This window comes from Nitrospira sp. MA-1 (assembly GCA_032139905.1).
Classification (GTDB): Bacteria; Nitrospirota; Nitrospiria; order Nitrospirales; family UBA8639; genus Nitrospira_E.
Map to the genome: position 1 here is coordinate 1141371 of JAQJDB010000006.1, position 19903 is coordinate 1161273.

Sequence of the window (19903 nt, forward strand, 5' to 3'; positions counted from 1 at the left end):
TAACAGCGTTGAACCTCCTGATATTCCAGCCAGTTTTTGTCAATTGTTTGCGAAATTTTGAAAGGTAACAAGAGGAGGTAGTGTCGGAGAGGAGGGGAGTCGATTGTGAGGGAAATTCGAATTATTGGGGAGGTGGGTTTTATGCCTTGACGGAAGGGCCTTCCACATGGAGCATCGGAGACAGAGCGTCAGGTCGGATAGGGCGGCTAAAGAAATAACCCTGGTATTGGTCGCAATTCAGAGTAGTGAGTAGATCAAGTTGCTCCTGATGCTCTACCCCTTCGGCAACAACCGTCAGGGAAAACTCATGCGCCAAATAAATCATCGCGGAGACCAAGGCCCGGGCTTCAGGGTTGTGGGTAATATCAGTCAGAAAGGAACGGTCGATCTTCAGCTCGTGAATGGGAAAACGTTTCAAATAACTGAGAGAGGAGTAGCCTGTCCCGAAGTCATCCATAGAGATCTTTGGTCCCAACGCCATCAGGTGGTTCAAGGTCTCCACGGCCTGCTCAGCATTTCCCATTAACAGGCTTTCCGTCAGCTCGAGTGTCAAATGCTTTGCATCGACCCCCTTGCTCTGTAAGGTCTCCCTTACCAAATCAACGAGATAGCCGTCATTGAATTGCTTGGCCGATACATTCACCGCGACCTGAATCCATATCCCCTGAGTCTGCCAGCGTGCCAATTGCGAACAGGCTTCCTTCAGCACCCATTCACCCAAAGGGATGATCAGGCCGGTCTCTTCGGCTAAAGGAATGAATTGATCCGGAAAGATGAGGGTGCCGTCCGGTTTTTCCCATCGAACCAGCGCTTCGACTCCGATGATGTCCCCGCTTTTCACCTCAACCTTCGGCTGATAATACAACAGGAGTTGGTCTTCTTCGATGGCATGGCGCAAGTCTGCCTCCATTCGCAGGCGTTCCAGGCTATGAGCATTGAGTTCGCTCGAATAAAAATTGAAACCTCCCTTTCCATGAAAGTTGGCCTGGGCGCTCGCCCCAACAGCGCATTGGATGAGGGTGGTCAAATCTTCGGCATCGGCAGGAAAACTTGCAATACCGATGCTTGGGGAAATGTAGACCTCGGTCCCATCGGCATTGAACGGAGATTCCATGACCTTCAGAATACGGGAGGCTAACTTCGTCGCATGTTCCGCATGAGCCATCGTCGGACACAATAAAGAGAATTCATCCCCATCCACGCGAAACAGGCTATCCAATTCACTTGAATCGGGTATTCCTCGCCCAAATACATCCGATCGGCGCATGCATGAACTCATCCGCTCCGCGATCTGCGTGATGAGCTGATCCGAAATTTCCGGGCCGAAGGTATTGGAGAGGCGCTTAAACTGATTGAGTGTGATATGCAACAACACCAGGTTCTCGTGATGGCGTTCCGCTCGCTGTATAAACCATGCCAAGCGGTCAAGAAACAAACTCCGGTTCGGCAATTTCGTCAAAGCATCATAGTAGGCAAGTTGGTTCTGATAGGCCCGGGCAGCCAGGGTGTTGCGAACCCGGAGTTTCAATTCACTGGGATCGACCGGCTTGGCCAGGAAATCTGTGGCACCCCGGTCGAGGGCCTGGAGCTTGGTCTCTGCGTCGGAGGAAGAGGTCAGGATAATGACAGGAAGATGTTTCAGCTTGGGATGGTCCCTCACCTGCCTCAGGATTTCGAATCCCGGGACGTTCGGCATCATCAGATCAAGCAACAGGATATCAGGTCTATGCTCTTCAATGAGTTTCATAGCCTGGGAAGAATCTTCCACGAGCACAAAATGCTGATAATCAGCATCCTCCAGGTACGCGCGCATGATGTCCATGGTCGTTGCCTCATCGTCGACCATCATGATCGTAGCCTGAGTCAGCGAGGTTTCATCGCATCCCAATTCATTAAGAACGGGTTTAGCCAAAAGTAGCCCGTCGCTATTTTCAGAATGTAGTGTTCTCTGATCTGCCTGTTTTGTATCCATGTCGCGATAATTTCAAAGTTTGAAATCTCCGTATACCACTGTCAGTCCAAGACGCCTCTTAGGTTCCTTGAGAGACAGTTCGGTCGTTGCAAAGTGAAAATTAAGTGAATAAAGTGAAAACGAAAAAAAAGAGGCCGATTGTGAATGGACCCCTCGAAGCCACCTGACAATCGTTGAGCTGGACGGTCGGGAGGGCCGGTCCCATGCGATGGGATTGGCTGCCGTGGCCTTATCCGACAGGTTTGCCGGCAGAGGGCACTCCCACTGCCACTGGCTTAAGGATGCCCCGATCCCCATGAGCTATGCGTGTCGCCAGATGGTGAAGGTGGTGAAGGTGCTGTTCAATGACTGCCAGGTCGGCAGCCTTGGCCGCAGCTTCCAGTTCAGCAGCCGGCTTGTTCAACACATCGAATCCCACGGTGCCACCCGCACCCTTCAGCCAATGAGCCAGCTTGGCCAAGGCCTCCATATCCCGGTTCGAGTAAGCAGCATCCATCGCCTGCAATTGTTCACTCAGCCGATTCACAAAACGGGCAATTACGTTGGCGAATTTCGGGTTGGTTGCCCCTAACTTGGAAACAATGGGTGAGAAATCCTCTATCGTTGAGGCTTGATGTTGCGAGGACTCCGGCAGGACCGATTGCCTGGACGATTCACCGACTGGTTGACCTTGGAGGAACTGAGCCAATTTAGCGAGGAACCGGTCGATGTCTATGGGTTTGGTGAGATAGTCGGAAAATCCGGCATCAAATAACTCTCGCTCGAAGCCTTTCATGGCGTTGGCGGTGAGCGAAATGATGGGGATCTGCAGGCCTCTGTCGCGTAACGTGCGAGTGGCGGTGAGCCCGTCTATCTCAGGCATCTGCATGTCCATGAGAATGATGTCATACTCGCTGGCCATAGCCATCTCCACTCCCATCAAACCATTTTCCGCTTCGTCGATGCTCAGACCATAACCCTCCAGGACCACCTTCACGAATTCGCGGTTTTCCGGCCCATCGTCTACGACCAGGATCCTGGCCGATGGAAAGATCCAGTTGGTGTGTTCCTGCATCATGCCCGAATCGTCGATCGTTAAGGCCTGCTCGGGTGTGACCCAGGCCACTTCCACCGCACTGCCGGCATCCAGTGTGATCTTGAATACACTGCCGACTCCCGGCTGACTGTCCACCGTAATATCCCCACCCAAGGCGCGTGCGAACTTGCGGCTGATAGCTAATCCAAGGCCGGTTCCACCAAATTTTCTGGTCACCGAGGCATCGGCCTGGACAAAATCTTCAAAAATTCGCTGAGTGGCTTCCACATTCATGCCGATACCGGTATCTGCGACATCGATATGGAATTGGAGCATATCTCCGGCCACCTGATTGGCGTGCGCGGTCACCGTGACCGCGCCGCGCTCAGTGAATTTCACCGCGTTCCCCACGAGGTTGGTGACAATCTGACGTATCCTGCCCGGGTCGCCGATAATGGTCTCCGGCACGTCATCCGATATCTTGAGTTCGAGTTCAATGCCCTTTTCGTGAGCCCTTACCCCCAGGACCCTGACGACATCCATGATCACGAGATAGGGATTGAATCGTACCCGTTCGATCTCCAGATGCCCCGACTCGACCTTTGAGAGATCCAAAATATCGTTTATGAGGTCAAGCAAATGTTTCCCACTGGAATGGATGATCTCGAGGTGTTTACGGGTTTCAATGGAGTCACGTCCGAAGCCACGTTTGAGCAGGTCTGTGAAACCCAGGATCGCATTCATCGGCGTGCGGATCTCATGACTCATATTGGCCAGGAAGGCGCTCTTGGCCTGATTGGCCGCAACGGCCTCCTCTTTGGACTTCAGTAACTCGATTTCGGCTTCTTCTAATTGCGTCACGTCGTCAAAGCTGACCAGAACGCCGACATTTTTGGCTCCGCTGCCAAGGATAGGGGAGCAGTTAATCATGAAAGTCAGCCGTGTGTTGTCGGGCAGGGTCAATCGGACACGTTCGTTCTTTTGAGCCTCTCCCGAATTCAATGCGATATGCCAGGGGTGGGTCCCTGATGCCAACGGATGGCCTTCGATATCAGACCAGGGAAAATCCCCGACTTTGCGACCCAAGAGCGCCTCAGGGGTAGAGGTCAACAGGGTAGCGAAGGCCCGATTGGCCAGCATGATTTGCCCTTTGTTGTCGAGCACCAGAAGTCCTTCAGCCATCGTGTCCAGAGCGGAGCGGACACGTTCAGGAACAGCCTGTGATGGATCGAGTTGCTTCAACATTTTTCCCAAATACAAATAAAAGCCGATGAAACACATCAGGGCCACGAACAGCAGAAGTTGTGTCTGTTGCCCGGTGATAAACCCTATCCAGCCTTCGTCACTTAACGGTCTGAATCGCAGTTCAACTTGACCCCATTTGTCCTCCCCTTCCCAAATAGCGACCGTCACCTGGGTATTAGAAGAATAGTCCGAATTGTCGTCCCGCCAATGTTGCTCATGGTCCCCAATCGTGACAAGCCGAAGCCCCGATTCCATTCGCAGTCCGGCAGACAATAGGTCTGCGTTTCGGTCCACGACCAATTGCAAAATTCCTTCCAAGCGGTCAACGTCTTCCTGAGTGATCAGTATTGAGCCGTTGGCGGCGATGGACTCGGCCAAGGCCGCACGTCCCTGGCGAATTGCCTCGGTTCGGTCCGGCATCAAACCAAACAAGCTTGCTGTTAGCAACACACTGACCAGGAGACTGACCTGGCCGAAGGCCAGACGGGATTTTGTCGAAAGAATGTTCATCGCTTATTCCAATTGAACCACCGGGCTCGAGGGGCCCTAGCGGGGTCCCCGGTGGTCTCCTTAGCTATCTCGGCAGATGCGGTGGGTTTCTCAAACAGGGACTCCACCGAATCCCCTTCAACACCCTTCTGCCCCCTTTGTCGCTTTTTTTGCGCCGCCGCATCCAGCACCAACAGGGGGTTCACAAACTGCCAGGCCGGCACCGACGAGAGCAGGGCAGTTAATAGCACCCCACTGCGCAGGAGCCAGACGACATAGCCGATCGACAGGCCGGTGGATACGGCAATGCTGGATGCCAAATAGGCTTGTTCGGTGGCGGCGACCTCCTGAACATCGTCGCGAACGCGATCCAGGTCCTGAAGGAATCCTGATCGGTGCAGCAATGACCGAATTTCATCCTTGAAGGCTGTGATATCAAGGGGCTTTCTGAGCAAACTCCACATGTCACTCACCATCCCCACCATCCCCGTGCGTTCTCCATCCTCTTGCTTAGCCGGCAATTCGTGTCGTCCCAGAGTATTCTCGGTAACCGAATTTTTGGCACCGGTGCTCGTGGAACCCTGGCCGCTATCAGGGATATTCCCTGGCGAGCCGGGATCAATACTGCCCCCATTTCCCGGCGCCTGGTCCTCCGAAGTCTCGTCGCCGGAATCTCTCGGCGGGGGATCTGATGAAGGCGCAGGGTCCTGTGGCGGGGGAATGAAAATTTGAGGCGGAACATTGGTTTGGGTCACCGTGACGGCAATGGCCTGTGTATCGACGGACGTGCCGTCGTAGGACTGGACGATCACGTCATAGATGTTATCGGCCCCGACATCGCCAGGTGCCTGGAAATCGGGGGCCGTGATAAAGGTGAGGACCCCGGTCGCGGGATCGATAGTAAATAACGCCGCATCGACACCGCCCACAATGCTGTAGGTCAGGGGATTGCCCTCCGCATCCGTGGCATGCACATCCGTCACGGCCCTGGTGCCGGTGGTAACGAAAATATTGGCGGTGGCACCGCCCCCGTTCGAGGTGATGATCGGTGCATCGTTGACCGGTGTCACGGTCAAGTCCACCGTGACAATATTCGAGGTCGTGCCGGAGAGATCACGGATCGTATAGGTGAAACTGTCGGAGAGGGTTTCTGAGCCATCATGGGTGTAGGTTACCGTCCCATCGGGATTAATGCTGGTGATGGTGCCATTGGTAGGGCCGGAGACAATGGTGATGCTGGTGAGATCCAATCCGTTATCCGGATCGGTATCATTGTTGGAAAGATGCAGCGTATTCGTGGATCCCTCGTTGACGGTGAAGCTGTCGGCTATTGCAGTAGGGGGATCGTTGACCGGGGTCACGGTCAAGTCCACCGTGACAGTATTCGAGGTGAGGCCGGAGAGATCACGGATCGTATAGGTAAAACTGTCGGAGAGGGTTTCTGAGCCATCATGGGTATAATCCACCGTTCCATCGGCATTTACGCTGGTGATAGTGCCATTGGTGGGGCCGGAGACAATGGTGATGCTAATCAGATCCAACCCGTCATCGGGATCGCTATCATTGTTGGAAAGGTTCAGCCGGGTAGTGGACCCTTCATTGACGATAAAACCGTCCCCCACGGCTACCGGGGGATCATTGACGGGATTGACATTGAATGTCGTACGTGCGGCGGCACTGTCTGCCGTGCCGTCGTTGACATACACGTCGATCAATCGATTTCCGTCGGTGGGGTTCGACGTATCCGTGTGCTGATACTGAATGGCCTTGAGCACCGTTTCCGTCTCGACCTCTGTAAACGTGCCCCCGCCTTGTTTGGTAATCGTGACAGTGGCTGTTCCGGCCCCGGTGGCAATCACAACGTGATAGTTCCCGCCGGTGGTGTCCTGTCCGGCCACGGCGGTCGCAAGAGTAAAGATATTGCCGTCGAGCACGAGCGTCTCGGCATTGCCGTTCAGCAGTCCGCTCACGCCCAGTTTCACATAGGCGAAGGTGGTGCTGTCCGCATCCAACAGATCCGTGTCACTATCGGCGATGCCAATCGGCCCGCCGCCTTCAGTGAACGTAACGGTATAGTCGTTGCCGGTGGCACCGGAACTGTCGTTGGTATCCAGGTCCACGGTCGGCGGATCATTGACCCCATTGATGGTGACGGTAATGGATCCTGAATCGCCCCGCGCGCCGCCGCTGCCTTGTCCGCCCGAGTTGCCGTCGTTAATCACAAAATCAACCTGCACGCTACCCGGTGGGTTGCTGCTGCTATTGGCATACGTGATCTGCTGCAGGGCACTGTTGACCAATGCCGTGGTGGCGTTACTGTTGAAAGTGAGGACCAATGTCCCACCGCTGTTGGTGGTGACGGTGCCGATGGTTGTTCCGCCAACAATCAGGCTGCCGCCTTCGGTCAGGATACTCAGTGTGCCGCTTTCAGCGAACACATCTTCCGCATTGGCTCCGCCGTTCCGGGCCAATGTGAGCGTGGCGCCGTTGTAATCATTGGCGGCATCAAGTTCAGGGTCGGCGATGGTGGCATTGCTGTCGAGCACAACTGCGGCGCTCCCCTCGGTAAAGGCGGGCGTGTTGTCCAGACCGCCGAAGACAGGCTGGTCATTGGCGGGATCCACGTTAATGGTCGTGCGGGCGGCGGCACTGTCTGTGGTGCCATCGTTCACCCTTACCTCGATCAGCCGGTCACCATCTGAAGGTGCGTCCGTATCCATATGCTGGTATTGAATCGCCTTGAGGAGCGTTTCCGTTTCGATCTCACTAAATGTCCCGCCTCCCTGCTTGATGATCGTCACGATGGCCGTGCCGGCGGCCGTGGATACACGCACATGGTAGTTGCCGCCGGTGGTGTCCTGGCCCGGCGCGTCGGTGGCCAGAGAAAAGGTATCCATGTCGAGGATCAAGACTTCCGCATTGCCATCCAACAGGCCGCTGACGGACAGAGTCACGTAGGCGAAGGTCGTGCTATCCACATCCGTCAGGTCGGTATCGCTGTCGGCAATTGCCGTGGGGCCGTCGCCCTCGGTAAAGGTGAAAGCATAATCGTTGCCTGTGGCTCCGGAACTGTTGTTGGCATCCAAATCCAGAGTCGGTGCAGATGTTGCCCCGTACTGGCGTGCAAAAATATCGGTTTGCGCCCCGTCGCTGCCGGTCCATACCGCGACAAAGTTATCTCGGTCCAGCATGGCCACAGAGGCCCGGTCCTGCACGTTGGCGGTGGTTTGATTAATCAAAAACTCGACACCGATTTTTTGACCACTGGAGTTAAATTTCTGGCCAAAGACACCGGCGGTGTCATTCTGCCCAGGCTGATTTCCGGTCCCCTCCCATACAACGATGAACTCACCGATATCATCCATGGTGATCGAGGGATTTGTCTGAGTGGTTAAGAGACCTGAGGTATTGGCAATTTTGGGGAGAAAGAGCGCATTTCCTGCTGCGTCGAATTGCCGGACATAGACCTCCACATCAAGGACTGTAGCGCGATAGGCCACGGTAAACCGCCCATCGCCACTCATACCCACAGCAGCTGCACCGGCACTGAGCTGTAAGAACACGTCAACCTGACCGCTATTTTGTAAAACCCCTCCGCTGTTGTAGAGCTGAAAGAACACGTCGGACCCGTTATCCCAGACGACCACAAAACCACCAGAATCCGAAATCCCTACCGAGGAATCTTTTGCCGCCGCTGCGGTGTTGACGGTGATGTCACTGCCGATCAACCCTCCGCCCATGCTCCCGCGTCGTACAAAGATTCCTTCGTTGCCGCCGCCGTCCCCTTCCCATGCGATCACGAAATCACCGGCGCCATTCATGTTCACGGAAGGATTTTGCTGAGTGTTAGACGTGCCGGTGTTGACGATCACGTCTCCGGCGTCGACGGCGGTGCCGTTAGCGAGAAAGCGTCGCATGAACACATCGTTTCCTTGAGTCCAGGTGACGAGAAAATTACCGCTGTCGTCGACGGCGACATCCGTCCATGCGTTCGTCCCACCTCCGATATTGACTTGAAATTGTGCGACCTTCTGGTTGCCGCTGGCGTCTAAGACTTTGGCATACACTTGGTCGTTGGACGTGCCGTTCGTCCACACCACCACGTAGTCGCCATTCGGGGCGATATCAACTGCCCGCTCGGCCCCGCGTAGCGGGCCGCTGGTCATTTCGTTGTCTCCGGAAGGAGCGTTGACCATGAATTCATTCTTGGAGACAAAGGCGGAGGACTTATATTCATACGCGCCAATATCAGGCGCGGCATCACGGGTGAATCCCCGTTGATCGACGGCCGGCGCCCCAGTCGGTGTACCCGCGTTAAGAGCCGGGCTGCCGGCCAGCAGCGCATGTGTCCAGGTCGGGCCGCCGTTGTCCGCCAGCACGTCGAGATTGGCGCTCACGCCGGTGATGTCGCTGCCAAAACCGGTCGCCGTGCCCACAACTTCAATCAAATTGAAGCCATTGCTGCTGAAACTGCCCCGGACATCCTTATTCGCCGTGGTGGCGGTATTGCCGCTGACAATGGTGTTTGACATGGTGACGGTTGCACTGTTGGAATAAATGGCTCCCGCGTCATTGGCATTGTTGAGTGTGAACGTGGAATTGATCACGGAGATGGGGGTATCGGTCCAGAGCCCGCCCCCTTCGTTGGTAGCGGTGTTGCCGCTGATGGTCACGTTGGTGAGGGTCCCTCCGCCTCCCCCGTGGAAGCCAATAGCACCACCAGTGTCCGCCGTGTTTCCGGACAAAAGCACGCGATTGAGATTCGCCGTTCCGTGAACGTGAATGGCTCCACCACTTCCAGCGTTTCCGGTTCCGCTGTTGTTGTTCCCAGAGAGTGTGGCGTCGGAGAGATTCAAGATGCTTGTATTATCCACAAATATTCCGCCGCCATTGTTCTCAACGCCGTTTTGAATTGTAATCCCGCTAATCGTTGCTGTAGTGGTACCTCTTAAGTGAAACACGCGATCGATTCCACCGCCGTCGATGATGGTGTTTCCGACGCCGTTTCCGATAATGATGAGATTGTCAGTAATATCAAGGTCACCCGTGGCTGCGGCATTTTCGCCAGCCCCGGTAATGGTGAGCAGATAGGTTCCGGACCCGACGAACGTAATAGTGTCCGTGCCGGCATTCGCATTGGCGTCAATGATGGCTTGGCGGAGGGACCCGGCGCCCCCATCAGTTGTCGTAGTGACGGTGTAGGTGGCCAAGACTCCCTCCCAGGCATCCTGGGTGGCCTGGCCGATGACGACCGACGTTTCAATAAACCCGGTGGAGACTTCCAAATTCCAGTTGGCATATTCGCTGACGTGCCCGGTCCGGTCCGTGCTCGCGGCGATATCCGCTCCCGTGAGGTCGGCTAAGTTTTGCATGGCGGATAAGCCGGCCTGACCGCGTCCAAAGTTACAGCCGTAGATCAGCAAGTCGGCCTCAGCAGACAAACTTTGTCCAATCTGACTGAACAGCGCCGCATAGTGATCGCTAATTGAATCATTGGTAAGAAAGGCCGTGCCCAAATGCAGTTCCGCCTCGGTGCCTTCGACAATAAGATGAATGGCGTCGATAGCACTCCGGCCCTTGAGCACCTCCGCAATTTGTTCAATTCCGTCCCGCCCCGCATCCAGAAGGATGACTTCAGCGCCAGGGTGAATGCCTTTCATGAGGGCCTGATAATCTTCAACCCGCGTGTCGATGAAGACAATTTCCCGACGATCGGATGGAGTGGGGGCGGCAAGTGAAAAACTGGATGCCCAATTGGCCTCACTGTCAATGGTCATGTTGGCAGTGGAATTGATGTCTGCATGAGCATCGGTACCCGGAGCTTGATTTTGAGCGGTCTGATCTTGAGCCACTTCTGCCCCCGTGGAAAGGGCGGCTCCATCAAAGAGAATTCTTGGTTCGAGAGCCAATAGCGTTTTCATACTGCTGGCTGCCTCCATCCCGTGTGCTTGGTCGCCCAGTTGTGTTGTTCCAAGTGCTTGAGTCGCAGTGGTTCTTCTTCACTTAAAACACAAAACTTTTTTTTGCTTTTACACAGAGCTTTTGCCGGGAAGGCGGCAAATGTTGCCTGGTGCATTTTTTCTCCCTGTTTTATCTCTATACCCTCAAAATCGAAGAAATCTTTCTCTTTCTTTTCGGCCATTTACATGATTACTGGACAACATCAGGCAATATTTTCCCATTCCCTATTTTTCTTTATTCATGAACTGGAGGACTCTGGAGAAAAGGAGAGGGCAGAATCGGATGTGTGATTTTCAACCGACGTCTTGGAGGAGCGCTTTTGACTCAAGGTGAAAATAAGGAGGGAGTTGACCTTGAAATTTCGTGGGGGTTTTCAGCTTAGATTCGGTGACATGAAGAGATGGTCATGAAAGTTATTGGAGGTTGTTCTACGTCCGGATAGAGACCTCATGAAAAAAAGAATTCAACATTTAATGGGAATGACTGAAATAACGCCAGACGGAATTTCGTCGATAAGGTGTTCATCGCTTATTCCAATTGAACCAACGGGCTCGAGCGGTCTTTGCGGGGTCCCCGGTCTTTTCCCCAACTATTCCGGTAGACGCCATGGATTTCTCAAACAGAGACTCCACCGAATCGTTCTTCACAGCCTTCTGGCCCTTTTGACGCTTCTTCTTCGTGGCCGAATCGAGAACTAACAGCGGATTCACAAACTGCCAGGCCGGCACCGACGAGAGCAGGGCCGTCAACAGGACACCACTTCGAAGGAGCCATATGACATAACCAATAGACATACCGGTGGACACGGCAATGCTGGAGGCTAAATAAGTTTTTTCGGATGCCGCGACATCTTGAATTCCGTCGCGCACACTATCCAGGTCCTGGAGGAATCCTGATCTGTGCAGCAATGACCGGATTTCATTCTTGAGGGTGGTAAGGTCCAATGGCCTATGAAAGGAACCCATGATGTCACTCATCTCATCCACAATCCTGGTGCGTTCTTCATCTGGTTGCTTGGCGCGCCCATCGTCCTGTGCCAGAGGATTCCCCGTGTTTGAATCTCGGATTCCAGTGGCGGTAGAGCCCTGGCCGTGATCGGGGATATTCCCAGGTGAGCCGGGATCAAAACTGCCCCAATTGCCTGGCGCCTGGTCCCCCGAAGTCTCTTCGCCGGCATCTCTCGGCGGGGGATCCGGTGAAGGCGGAGAGTCCGGCGGCGGTGGAATAAAAATTTGCGGCGGAACATTGGCTTGGGTCACGGTGACGGCAATGGCCTGCGTGTCGACGGCAGTGCCGTCGGAGGCTTGGACGGTCACGTCATAGATGTTGTCCCTACCCGCATCGCCTGGTGCCTGGAAATCGGGAGCCGTGATGAAGGTGAGGACGCCGGTGGTGGGATCAATGCGAAAGAGCGCCGCATCAGCCCCGCCGATAATACTGTAAGTCAGTGTAGCGCCTTCGGCATCGCTGGCATCGACATTTGTCACGGGAGTGTTGCCCGTGATGACCGAAATATTCGCGCTGGCCCCGCCCCCATTCGAGGTGATGATCGGCACATCGTTGACCGGGGTCACGGTCAGGTTCACCGTTACGGTGTTGGACGTCGCTCCGCTCTGATCCCGGATGGTATAGCTGAAACTGTCGGCGAGGGTTTCGGAGCCATTGTGCGTGTAATCCACTGTCCCATCAGCATTGATGCTGGTGATAGTGCCATTGGCAGGGCCTGAGACAATGGTGATGCTGGTCAGATCCAGTCCATCATCCGCATCGGTATCATTTCCGGCGAGATTCAGTATGGTAGTCGAGCTTTCGCTGACGATAAAGCTGTCGGCTACGGCGACCGGCGCATCGTTCACCGGGGTGACGGTCAGGCTCACCGTCACAGTATTGGACGTCGCCCCGGATAGATCATTGATGGTGTAGGTAAAACTGTCGGCGAGGGTTTCGGAGCCATTGTGCGCGTATGTCACCGTTCCATTGGCATTGATACTCGCAATTGTGCCGTTGGTGGGCCCGGCCACAATGGTGATGCTGGCCGGATCGAGGCCGTCATCGAGATCGATGTCATTCATGGCCAGGTTGAGCGTTGTCGTTGTGCCCTCGTTGACGGTAAAACTGTCGGCCAGCGCGACAGGGGGCACGTTCAACAGATTCACGGTCAGGCTCACGGTCACGGTGTTGGAGGTGGCGGCGGCCAGATCATCGATGGTGTAGGTAAAACTGTCGGTGACGGTGGCGGATCCATTGTGGTTGTACGTCACCGTCCCATCGGTATTGATGCTGTCGATGGTGCCGTTGGTTGGCCCGGTGACAATGGTGATACTGGTCAGGTCGAGGCCGTCATCGGCATCGAGATCATTGCCGGCCAGGTTCAGGATGGCGGTTGAACCTTGGGTGACGGTAAAGGCGTCGGCCACGGCGACGGGAGGAATATTGGTGCCGTTGATGGTGACCGTGATCGAGCCGGTATCATTGAGCGCGCCGCCGCTGCCTTGGCCGCCGGCGTTGCCATCGTCAATGGTGAAATCAATTTGCACGCTAGCGGGTGGCGTGCCACTGCTATTGGCATAGGTGAGTTGCTGCAAGGCACTGTTGACTAACGCCGTGGTGGCGTTGCTATTGAAAGTCAGCACCAGCGTGCCCCCGCTGTTGGTGGTGACCGTGCCGATGGTGGTGGCTCCCACCATCAGGTTCCCGCTTTCCACCAGTGGAAGGAGCGTGCCGCTGCCGTTGAACAGGTCCTCGGCGTTGGCCCCGCCATTGCGAACCAAAGTCAGTGTGGCACCATTGTAATTATTGGCGGCATCCAGTTCGGGGTCGGTAATGGTGGCATTGTTATCGAGCACAACCGCTCCGCCGCCTTGAATAAAGGTGGGAGTCTGGTTCAGGCCGTTAAAGGACGGAGGGTCGTTGATGGGGGCAACGACAATGGTCGCCGTATCCATGGCGGTGAGCGATCCGCCACCCGTGTTCCCCAGATCATCGACCATCAGCGTCAACAGATCAGTGCCGGCAAAATCAGGGTCAGGCTGGTACCTGAGCGTGGCCAATGCATTATTGAGATTGGTCATCGTTCCCGTCACGGTCATCGTCGCGCTATCGTTGGTGCTGCTGACGAATGTGAGACCCGTGGTGGTCACCAGTCTCAGGAGTCCGTTGTTTACCGACAAAGTGACGGACAGATCATTGGTCCCAGCATCGATATCTGAAACGCTCACGCCCGCTATGGGCCTGTACGTATCATCTTCGTTCACGCCGAAGGATGAGGCGATGATCGTTGCCGTTGGTGGATCGTTCCCGGGATTGACATTGATCGATGTGCGGGAGGCGGCACTGTCGGCCGTGCCGTCGTTGACGATGACGTCGATCAACCGGTTACCGTCGGTGGGGGTCGCCGTGTCGGTATGTTGATATTGGACCGTCTTGATCAGAGTTTCGGTTTCCGCCTCGCTGAAGGTGCCGCCGCCCTGCTTGGTAATGGTCAGGGTGGCGGTTCCGGCACCGGTGGCGAGCACCACATGATAGTTTCCGCCGGTCGTGTTCTGACCGGCCACCGCGCTTGCCAGGGTAAAGGTATCGCCGTCGAGTACAAGAGTCTCGGCATTGCCGTCCAGCAGGCCGCTCACGGCCAGTTTCACATACGTGAATGTGGTGCTGTCGGGGTCGACTACATCCGTGTCGCTGTCGGCAATCCCGATTGGGCCGGCCCCCTCGGAAAACGTGGCCGCATAGTCGTTGCCCGTGGCGCCGGAACCGTCGTTGGCATCCAGATCTATGATCGGAGGGTCATTGATGGGGTTGATGGTGACGATGATTGATCCGGTATCGTAGAGTGCGCCACCGCTGCCTTGGCTGCCCGCATTACCATCGTTAATTGTGAAGTCGATCTGCACGGTGGCCGGCGGGGCACTGCTGCTATTGGCAAAGGTGATTTGCTGCAGGGTGCTATTGACCCGGGCCGTCGTGGCATTCCCATTAAAGGTCAAGCTGAGCGTTCCGCCGCTGTTGGTGGTGACGGTGCCGATGGTCGTGCCGCCCACTACCAGGCTCCCGCTTTCCGTCAAGGCATTCAGGGTGCCGGTGTTGGCGAACACATCCTCGCTGTTGGCGCCCCCGTTGCGGACCAACGTGAGCGTGGCGCCGTTATAGTCGTTGGCGGCATCCAGTTCAGGGTCGGCGATCGTGGCATTGTTGTCGAGCACCACCGCCGCGCCGCCTTCGGTGAAGGTCGGCGTATTATCCAGACCGCTGAATAGCGGCTGGTCGTTTGCGGGACTGATGGTGATGGTGAACACACCTGTCGCAGGGGTGGAACCGTTCTCACCGCCGTCAGCCAGGGAAAAATTAAAGCTGTCGGTCGTGGTCTCACTGCCGTTATGATCGTAGGTCACCCTATTAGAATCGATATCGTCCTGGGTAAAGGTATCGTTCACACCGAGTGGCGTTCCGGAGAGTCGAAGAGTGCCGTTGGTTGTGACGGCCGTGACCGTATAGGTCAAACCGATGCCGGCATCATCGGGGTCGCCTTCGTTTAGCATGGCCGTGGTGATGATATTGCCAGAGGAGGCTTCATTTACCGTGGCCCCCGTGTTTGTGGCGACCGTGGGAGAATCGTTGACCGGATTGACGTTGATCGTAACCACGACGGTATTCCCATCATCCGTTCCGTCATTGACTTTGTAGGTGAATGTGTCGGTGCCGGTAAAATTTGCGACAGGCGTGTAGGAGAAAGAACCATCCGCATTGAAGCTGAAGGATTGGGCGTTGGCGGGATCGGCGCTTACCTGGATGGCCGTCAACGGATCACCATCTGCGTCGGTGTCATTGGCCAGCACACCGCCTGGACCTTCACCCGTGCCGAACGTGACGAAGGCACCGGTCATCGAGAGGTATTGGGCCTTGATCCAATCCGCGGAACGAATCGTAGTTTCAAGCCGCGTTTCGTCCAGTATCCCCTGGAACGTGCGGTCCGTTGAACCGGATCGATTGCCGATCGCCAGATCAAGCCCCGCATCGGAATTGGCTGTTCCACTTGGTGTGTCCGATTCAGTGATACCGAGAGCCACGCCGTTTACATAGATTGTCGGGTCGTTTGTCGCGGAACTGCTATCGAAGACCACCGTGACGAGTTGCCATGTGTCCAGCGAGATGGCATTGTCGGATGATCGCCACCGTCCCTCGGTGCCGGAAAATCCAAGTTCAAAAATCAGACGACTGCCGGTATTTTCAAGCTGAAGCGCCCAGCCGTTCGTAACTATGGCGGCATCCCCTTTATCCAGGATACGGCCATAGCCACCCTCGCCCCAGGCGCTCGGGTTGATCCAGGCCGACACCGTGGCTCCCCCGGTAAAAATATTATCGATGCCCGCACTTGACGGGATGTCAATCCGGTCATTCACGCCGTCGAAGAATTGACCGTCACCAATGGTGCCGTTGATATCTAGCGAACCATTGTTGGACCCGTTGTGGGCGTTGCCGGTCGAGTCCGTGAAATCATCGTGAAGATGTGAGAGGGCCTCGAAGTTATTGGACCACACACCCGCGGCGTTTTGGTTATCAGTGGCACCGGCGTTGTCATAATACATCCAGATGTAATCCGTGCCGGACGACGCATCGATTTGCGGCACCTTGACCCAGACATAGGACGTGCCCGACTCATTCCAACTTTCAATTTCGTAGGCCAACTCGGTGCCATCGGGGTCGACATATCGGAGGTCTTCCCCGGCGTTTTGCACCTTGGTGTAATCGATGTTCCCGGCATCCAACGTGATCAGCACCGGAAAATCCGTGAAGTTTTCGGCCTGAGCGGGGTTGTTGAACGTCAACTTCTGTCTGCTGAGCCACGCCTCATTAAACCAGGCCGGTTCGGTTGTCAGCGAGGTGTCTTCATCGACCGTGTAGTTGTCGGCTGTGGCGGTGGGCGTAGTGTTGGGATCGATCGTGACCATGATTGATCCGGTATCGCTGAGCGCGCCACCGCTACCCTGGGCCCCGGCGTTGCCGTCGTTGATCGTAAAGTCGATCTGTACGTTTGCCGGCGGCGTACCACTACTGTTGGCATAGGTGATCTGCTGTAAAGCACTGTTGACCCGGGCCGTTGTGGCATTCCCGTTAAAGGTAAAGACGAGTGTGCCGCCGCTGTTGGTGGTGACGGTGCCAATGGTCGTGCCGCCCACTACCAGGCTGCCGCTTTCGGTCAGGGTACTCAGCGTGCCGCTGCCGGCGAACACATCCTCGCCGTTGGCACCGCCGTTGCGGACCAACGTGAGCGAGGCGCCGCTATAGTCGTTGGCGGTATCCAGTTCGGGGTCGGCAATCGTGGCGTTGTTATCGAGCACCACCGCCGCGCCACCTTCGGTAAAGGTGGGGGTGTTGTCCAGACCACTGAATGCAGGACCCTCGTTGACCGCTCCGATGTTGATGGTGATGGTCGCGGTGTCGGATAGTCCAAGGTTGTCGGTGACTTGCACCGTCAGACCGAAGGAAGGGTTCGTTTCGTAGTCCAGAGCGGCGCTATTCACAACTGTGATTTCTCCACTCACGGCGTTGATGGCAAATGCGCCTCCTGTGTTACCCCCGATGATCGAAAAGGTTAAATTGCGCACCGCCGGCCCGATTGCCAGGCCGCTTGGCCAATCGCCGGTGGCTGTCACCGGTGGCAATGGCGATCCACCTAAACTCGCGCTTTCAATTCGGTCAGTGGTTGCGGCAGACCAATAGATTTTTCCTTGAACCAATTCCAGCGTGAGATCGCGCGGCTGGTTCGCTCCGGTGACAACGGTTTGGGCCGTTGCGCCGACCATCATATCCGCGCGCTGTATTTCATTTAACGTAGCCTCGCTCCAGTAGACCTTGCCGGCGGTCACATCCAAGGCGATACCCCACGGGTCGTTGAGTCCGCTCACGATTGTCTCAATAGTGCTTCCATTCAGGTTCGCGCGCTTGATCGTGCCGATTCCCTTGTCGGTCCAGTACAGTTTCCCGCCGGTGGAATCGACGGTGAGATCTTTGGAATCGGTGATGCCGGTAATCAACGAAGCAGAACTGCTGCCGTCCAGATTGGCGTGCCAGATGGCGGTCCCGGCGGTATCGACCCAATAGATTTTTCCCCCAGTCGGATCGACGGTGATCCCGAGTGGATTGTTAAGCCCGGTCAGAAGTTGCTCCGGGTTGCCGCCATCAAGATCGGCGCGCCAAAGAGAGTTGGTCGTGTTATTAGTCCAGTAAACCTTTCCGTTGACATCATCAATCGTGACACCTCGTGGTCCTGTCCCGTTCATGCCGTCGAACTGCATGGCCAGTTGCTGGCTCCCGCTGCCATCCAGATTAATCCGTCGCACCTCGTCGGTAGCCGGATCCACCCAATACAATTTGCTGTAACCGGATTGTGGATCCCCATCTGTTCCCACCACGGTTCCCACACTCGTGCTGTTTGCGCTATTTTCTGCAACCGGGAAAACCTGGTTGTTGATCACCGGCGGGGCGTTGCTCCCTGCCTCAAACCCGCCGATATCGACGCTCGCGTCCCGAGTCGCTCCCCGCTGGTCGACAGTAGGCGCACCGGTTGCCGTGCCCGCGTTGATGGCCGGACTTCCGGCTAGGAGGGCATGTGTTCTGGTTGGGCCTCCGTTGTCAGCCAGGCCTGCCAGCCTGGGGTCAATCGGCCCTCCAATACCGGCTGTGCCGTCACTGTCGATATTGAATCCCATCGAGGTTAAAGGAGTATTGGCGTTCGCCCCCACGTTGTCGAGAATCGAGTTTTTCAGTTGGGTAATAGCTGCCCCCCCTAACTGTGCGATGCCAGTGGAGTTGTCGGCGATGGTACTGTTGAGAATGGTAACAGTTGTGTTGGAATTATATAGCCCTCCGCCGTTAGCCGCACTATTGCTGCTGATTGTGACGTTCGTGAGAGTCCCACCAACACCTCCAGAAAAATAAATGCCACCACCATTACCGGAAGCCGTATTGTTGGCAATCGTCACGCGGTCAAGGGTGAGCGTTGCGCTATTGAAAATCCCACCACCGTTGCCCGCGGAAAAGTTTTCACGCAACTCGACATCAATCAGATCCAGCGTCGTCCCTGACTGAGTTTCAATACCCGCACCGGTCACTCCAGAGCCACCCTTGATCGTCACGCCGGACATCGTCGTTATTCCGGTCCGTATGTCGAACACGCGATCCGGTGTGCCACCCAGACCTGAGGCATCAATTATGGTGCTCCCCGCACCGTTCCCGATAATGTTGAGGCTTTCGGTGATATCCAGGTCTCCCGTGGCTGCGGCATTTTCGCCCGTACCGGTGATGGTGAGTAGATAGGTCCCACTCCCCACGAAGGTAATGGTATCCGTGCCCGCGTTCGCATTGGCATTGATGATGGCCTGGCGGAGGGACCCGGCGCCCCCATCGGTGGTTGTCGTGACGGTGTAGGTGGCCAACACCCCTTCCCATGCGTCTTGGGTGGCCTGGTCGATGACGATCGACGTTTCAATAAACCCGGTGGAGACTTCCAATTCCCAGTTGGCATATTCGCTGACGTGACCGGTGCGATCGATGCTCGCGGCGATATCGGCTCCGGTAAGATCCGCTAACGTTTGAATGGCGGAGAGGCCGCTTTCTCCACGGCCAAAATTGCAGCCGTAGATCAAGAGATCCGCGTCGGCAGACAGACTCTGCCCAATCTGACTGAACAGTTCGGCATATTTCCCGTGTATTGAATCTGTGGTGAGAAAGGCGGTACCCAAATGCAGTTCCGCCTCGGTACCTTCCCCGATGAGATGGATGGCCTCAACGTCCGTGCGTCCGGCCAAGACTGCGGCAATTTGTTCTACACCATCGTGCGTCGATTCCAGAAGAATAACTTCCGCGGCCGGATCGATCCCTTTTATGAGGGTCTGGTAATCCTCGACACGCGTATCAATGAAAACGATTTCCCGACGATCGGGTGGAGTGGCCAGTGAGAGACCTGAGGCCCATAAGGCTTCATTCTCAGTGGTGATGTTGGCGCCGGAACTCTTATCCGCATCAGCATCGGTGTCCGGAGTAGTTTGATCCTGGGTCGTGGTGTCCTGAACCACTTCCGCTCCGGTGCTGAGGGCGGCTCCATCAAAGAGGATTCTGGGTTCAAGCGCTAAGAGTGTTTTCATGCCAATGCAATTCCTATTGCCGGTGAGGGCTGGCGTAGACGTTTCGTGTTTTAGTCATTCGCTCTGGTTGTGCGGCTT

Annotated in this window: 5 protein-coding genes; all 5 read right to left on the reverse strand. The window is 55.7% G+C overall.

Features of this window, described 5'->3' with window-relative positions; genetic code table 11:
* Positions 1–139 precede the first annotated feature (139 nt).
* Positions 140–1972 (reverse strand): EAL domain-containing protein, encoded by a 1833-nt coding sequence (locus PJI16_12345; protein ID MDT3778349.1) that lies wholly within the window; start codon positions 1970–1972, stop codon positions 140–142.
* Between the two features lie 229 nt (positions 1973–2201).
* Entirely contained in the window at positions 2202–4742 is a 2541-nt protein-coding gene (locus tag PJI16_12350; GenBank protein MDT3778350.1) for an ATP-binding protein, read from the reverse strand.
* Positions 4739–10642, reverse strand: a complete 5904-nt coding sequence (locus PJI16_12355) for a DUF4347 domain-containing protein (GenBank protein MDT3778351.1) — start codon at positions 10640–10642, stop codon at positions 4739–4741. Before PJI16_12355 ends, PJI16_12350 begins: the two co-directional genes overlap by 4 nt.
* On the reverse strand, positions 10639–10863 hold the full coding sequence (locus PJI16_12360) for a hypothetical protein (protein ID MDT3778352.1): 225 nt from the start codon (positions 10861–10863) through the stop codon (positions 10639–10641). Before PJI16_12360 ends, PJI16_12355 begins: the two co-directional genes overlap by 4 nt.
* Before the next feature lie 340 nt (positions 10864–11203).
* Positions 11204–19825 (reverse strand): DUF2341 domain-containing protein, encoded by an 8622-nt coding sequence (locus PJI16_12365; protein MDT3778353.1) that lies wholly within the window; start codon positions 19823–19825, stop codon positions 11204–11206.
* Between the last annotated feature and the right edge of the window lie 78 nt (positions 19826–19903).

What these genes read in the sequence shown, in the direction of transcription:
- PJI16_12360 (MDT3778352.1), bottom strand. Translation starts at nt 10,863, where the DNA reads ATGGCCGAAAAGAAAGAGAAAGATTTCTTCGATTTTGAGGGTATAGAG.
- PJI16_12365 (MDT3778353.1), bottom strand. Translation starts at nt 19,825, where the DNA reads ATGAAAACACTCTTAGCGCTTGAACCCAGAATCCTCTTTGATGGAGCC.
- PJI16_12345 (MDT3778349.1), bottom strand. Translation starts at nt 1,972, where the DNA reads ATGGATACAAAACAGGCAGATCAGAGAACACTACATTCTGAAAATAGC.
- PJI16_12355 (MDT3778351.1), bottom strand. Translation starts at nt 10,642, where the DNA reads ATGAAAACGCTATTGGCTCTCGAACCAAGAATTCTCTTTGATGGAGCC.
- PJI16_12350 (MDT3778350.1), bottom strand. Translation starts at nt 4,742, where the DNA reads ATGAACATTCTTTCGACAAAATCCCGTCTGGCCTTCGGCCAGGTCAGT.